The organism is Bacteroides sp. AF32-8BH (assembly GCF_003435205.1).
In the GTDB taxonomy this organism is placed as follows: Bacteria; Bacteroidota; Bacteroidia; order Bacteroidales; family Bacteroidaceae; genus Bacteroides; species Bacteroides ovatus.
The window spans coordinates 365,224-370,248 of record NZ_QVLZ01000001.1 but is presented as its reverse complement, the minus strand read 5'-3'; the positions used below and the strand labels follow the sequence as shown (position 1 = coordinate 370,248).

Genomic DNA, 5,025 nt, shown 5'->3' with positions numbered 1-5,025 from the left:
CAGGCGGGCTGTTGGACGAACACTATTATTTCTACTATCCCTATCAGGCACGAGCCTCAATACTGGGGCAGGGCGGCTGTTCGCCTTCATCATTACGGTGAACGAGTTAACCGTGCCCGGCTTGTCGGTGCGGAGCGAAACATACACCATCTCCGACAATAAGACCTGCCATATCCTGGAGTCTGTCTGCCCGTGATGTTATCCTCTCATCGAATTCCTGTACTCACTCGGGCTCATTCCATAGTACTTCCTGAACACCTCCCTGAAATATCTGACATCGGAGAACCCCGAGTCATCCGAGATTTCCGTTATCGAACAGTCTTTTTCCCTGAGCAGTTGTGCCGCATATTGCAGCCGCATGGAGCGGATATAGTCAGCCGGGGCATGGCCGGTGAGCGCCTTCAACTTGTTGAAAAATCCGGTGCGGCTCATGTTCTGCATGCCACAGAGCATGTCCACACAGAAACCGGGGTTGTCGATATTCTTCATGACGCATTCCCTTACGGAGGCCATGAATTTCCAGTCCCGGGTATTGTGGCAGTCCGGCGGAACCTGTCCGACTCCGTCCTCAAGACCGGCGTATGCCCGTCTGAGCAGTGCCCGGTTTGCCAGTATGTTCCTGATATTCGCCCTGAGCACGTTTATGCTAAACGGTTTGGTGATATAGGCGTCAGCTCCGTTTTCCAGCCCCTCCAGCATGTCCTTCTCATCTCCCAAGGCGGTCAGCAGCATGACCGGGATATGGGATGTCTCAATATCGGATTTGACGGACGCGCAAAGTTCGTCCCCTCCCATTTCAGGCATCATAACGTCCGAAAGTATCAGGTCCGGATTGTATTCTCTCGCCACAAGCAGCGCGTCCCGTCCGTTGGAACAGGTTTGGACCAGGTATTCCTCTTTCAGCAGCCCCTCAAGGTAGGTCCGCAAATCGTCATTGTCCTCCACAATAAGAATACGCTGCCGGTCCCCGCCGGTCATTGTTGGAAGGATCTCACGCATGGGGCCGCAATCCGGTCCCATGCGGGTTTTCCCGGTATCCTGTTTCCTGGGCGAAGCAACGGGGCATGCCTTGTCAAGGCGTCTGCTCCTCAGGGGAAAAATAACACATACCATGGTCCCCTTCCCCTCGGTACTGGTAACGCGGACCCTGCCTCCGTGCAGCCTTACCAGCCTATGTACCATCATCAGTCCGACACCGTTTCCCGCCACTTGCAGATTGACGGCATTACTGCCCCTGAAATGGTTCCTGAACAGTTTCTTCCGTTCCTCAGGTGGAATGCCAATCCCCGTGTCTTCCACTTCCACACCCCATACATGCCGGTCCGCGAAGGCACGGACCTGGATACTCCCGCCCCGTGGAGTGTACTTCAGTGCGTTGGACAGCATATTCTTCAATATAGAGTCCATTTTGTCCTTGTCAAACCGGACATTCAGGTAAGGGAAGCCGCTCTCACGGGTGATATCGATGTCCCTGATGGAGGCATATGTGCGGAATGCCTCACAGGTCGTCTCCAGATAACTGTTGAGCTCATATTCCGAGACATGAAGTCTCAAGGTGTAGTTGTCCGTACTCTCGAAATCTATCAGGCTGGTGACCAATCCCAGAAGTCCGTCCACGCTTTTCAGGGCCATCCGTACATTGTCCATCCCCTCCGCCTTCACCATGTCTTTCTCCACCACCTCTTCCAGCGGAGCCTTGATCAGCGTAAGCGGAGTACGGACATCATGGGCAGTATGTATGAAGAAGCACGTCTTTTCGTCTGATATCCTTTTCTGCCTGCGCAACATGGCAACGCGAAAAGACACCACCCCAGCCAACACACACAATGACGCATATCCGGCAATGGCCCATGTACCCGCCCACAGCGGCCGGGCGACACTCAGACCGAGGCTTCTTTCCTCATACACCTTGTATTTCTCCTCATTGGAGACGGCACGGATACGCAGGGTGTAGTTGCCTGGGGGCAGGCTCGTGAACTGTATCCGCCCGCTCTGGACCGGATGGCTCCAGCCCTCGTAGAGCCCCTCCAATTTCCATGAATATAGGATGTTCGAGGGATAGTCGTAGTTGATGGAGACAGCTTCCAGGGAGAAGGTATTCTGGTCATATGCAAGTTCCAGCCTGACGGTATTGTCAATATCCTCCCTCAAGGGGGATCCCTTGTCCCCGGGATAGACGGGGCGGTAGGAGATCATGAAATCCCGCAGGAGCATCCGAGAAAAATGCGGGGCGGGTATCCTCATGTCGGAGGGGAACATGACGGCTCCGGTGTTACTCCCGAACACGAAGCTTTCCCCGTGCCGGAAAGTGGATACCCCGGCATTGAGGCATACGCTTGCCAGCCCTTGTTCTGCCGTCCAGTTTCTGAAAGTGCCGCTCTCACGCCGGAACAGGGCCACGCTGTTTTCGGTCCCCAGTAGCAGGGTGCCGTCCGCACGGGGGACAATGGTATGGATGTTATTGGATATCAGGGCGCAGTTCTCGGTCTGGTATTGGCGGACGAACCTGTCCTCCACGCTGTCATAGACGAGAAGTCCCGCCCCGCCGGTGCCGATATACAGGAGCCCGTCCGGTGCCTGGTACAGTGCATAGACATGAACCGCCTCGACTGGAAAGGCGATATGTCTGCAGGTCCCCCCGTGCCCGTCAAGCAGGTACAACCCCATGCCGGTACCGATCCACATCCATTCCGGAGCCTTCTCCAGTATGGCGGTGATGGGGCCCGGGACCGGGTACAGGCGTACTGTGCCGTCATGGGGATCGAAACGTTTGAGATTGTGGCAGCCCCCTGTCCATATACATCCTCCGGAATCTTTTCCGATGTCATTGATATACTGGTCTGGACGCCCCTCTGCTGCAAAGGAGGGGGGAAAGTATTCCACCCTCCCGGTTTTCTTTTCGATCCTGTACAGGCCCGAAGCGTACCCGCCGGCGCAGATGACACCCGGCGAGACCTCGCAGAGCGTCAGGAAGATATGGTTCCCGCCATCCTGTATCCCATCGGACCGGCTGAGAAAGGAGCGCCACCGTCCTACCGCAGGCTGCAGCAGGCTGATCCCGTTGCTGGTGGCGAACCACAAGTCGCCTTCGCTGTCTTCGATGACATCATGCACCTGATCGTTAACCAGCGACCGGCTGTTGCCCGGTGAGTGCCGGAACCATTCATAGCTCTGGTAGCGGTTATTCCGGATTGTGACTCCGGCGGGGTAGTTGGCAAGCCAGATACGGTCCCCGCCATCCACATAAATGTCATTGATATTGTCTCCGTTCATGCCGTTGTGGCTGGCGTAGTCGGCGGTTATATAGGGTTTGGGCACTAGCGAGTCCATATCCATCCTGTATACCCCCCTTCCGCCCGTGGCTATCAGCAGCTCCCGGTCATTGAGAGGGGTGATCCGGTTGACGGCCACATTCCGCAGCGTACTGCCTGCGGACACTCCGTATACAAGTATGCCCTTCCTGAAGGTTCCCACGAACAGTTTCTTCGAACCGGGGTGGTAGTAGAGTTCGCTGACCGGCGTCCGGATGCTGTCCGTGTCCGCAAGCGCCTCAAGGACACCGTCCCTTTCCCGTACCGGAAAAAGTCCGTTCACGGTACCGATGAAAAGGTTTGTACCGTCCGTCTCGCTGATAGCGGTTATATCACCTCTTAAACGGGAGACCAGCCGCTGCGCAATGCCTGTGCGGGTGTCATAGCGGATGATATGGTCACCCTGACAGAGCCATATGCGGTCCCCACGGTCCATATAGGCGTAACAGAGCATGCCCGTGGCGAAGTCATCCTGAAGACCGGGTATCCTGTATACCATCCGGAAACGGTCATGGAGGGTGTCGTAATGGAAAATACGGCCTTTCCTTCCCACAACCCACAGCGTGTTCTCCGTGTCGGTGTAGAGCCAGTTCAGATTGACTTGCGGGGCCACCTTCAGATTGCCGTCAAGAACAGTGTAATGCCTGATCCGCTTGCCGTCATAACGGTCCATCCCCTCCTGGGTGAGGAACCACATGTATCCCCTCCCGTCTTTTTGGATACGGTAAATCCTCCGGTTACTCAATCCGTCCTCTATTCCCAAGTATTTATATATCTGGGCTCCGCACATGGAGGAAATTCCCAGCATGAGGAATGCGGACAGTATTCTTCCCATATTCCGAACACGTGTCATTCTGATGTAAATTAGACAATAACTGTTGCAAATATATAAAAATATAAATTAATATACAAATTTAAACATAACCTCGGATGTCGGCATCAGGCGGTATGTCCTCAATGTCATGTACCCCGGAAAATAGCTGCATACGGGACCGGCCCATGATATGAACATATTCCGAGAGGCGGTTGTTCAATTGACCCGACGGAATTATGGCTTGCCGGGCTCGGGACTGTCCGCAAGGGTACGTTGGTCCGGTGTGCGGAATACCATCCATACCTCCGGTCCGAATTTATATCCGCGGGTGGTACAGGTGCCGGTCGAGGTTTGGCAGCCCCCAATAAAGCGGGCCGAATTGTTTGTAAGCACTCTTACCCTCATGCCCGATTTATAGATAATCTTCCAACAGTAAGAAGTTATAATTCGCATTTAAGAACAATGGCGGGCATTTCTTGTTAATATTATAATCATATAAAAGAGGCGCATCCGTTAGTGCCAGATTTGTTCACCACTTTCATCGTTGCGTATCGTATTGCGAGTTGTCCGTATCAGATGTTTATCCCCTCTTTCTTAAGACTTCCTGAGAACTGCCTGGGAAAGGACGGCTTTCCGCATTGCGACTTCATCCACAGCCCTTGGCGGTATAGCCATGCCTTTCACGGGGACTACGGTTGATTCATGCGACACAGCAGATTCCGGTGCTATAACAGGGTTGCCTACATACTTGTGCCTCTTTTCAGCTTGCTGTCCAGGTCCGAGTTGCGCACTTTACCCGCAGGTTGGACGGTTGTACATAACAATATTGATCTTTTTGGGGGCTAAAAGTCGAATATCCCCTTAAAAACAAGGAGCTGACGCATGTGTACAGCCCCTTAT

Annotated in this window: 1 protein-coding gene; it reads right to left on the bottom strand. The window is 54.0% G+C overall.

Translation table 11 applies throughout. The features are described from left to right. Positions 1–198 precede the first annotated feature (198 nt). Positions 199–4,164: a hybrid sensor histidine kinase/response regulator transcription factor gene (locus tag DWZ47_RS01530; protein ID WP_117512136.1), complete on the bottom strand. Its 3,966-nt coding sequence runs from the start codon at positions 4,162–4,164 to the stop codon at positions 199–201. Positions 4,165–5,025 lie beyond the last annotated feature (861 nt).

What these genes read in the sequence shown, in the direction of transcription:
- DWZ47_RS01530 (WP_117512136.1), bottom strand. Translation starts at nt 4,164, where the DNA reads ATGACACGTGTTCGGAATATGGGAAGAATACTGTCCGCATTCCTCATG.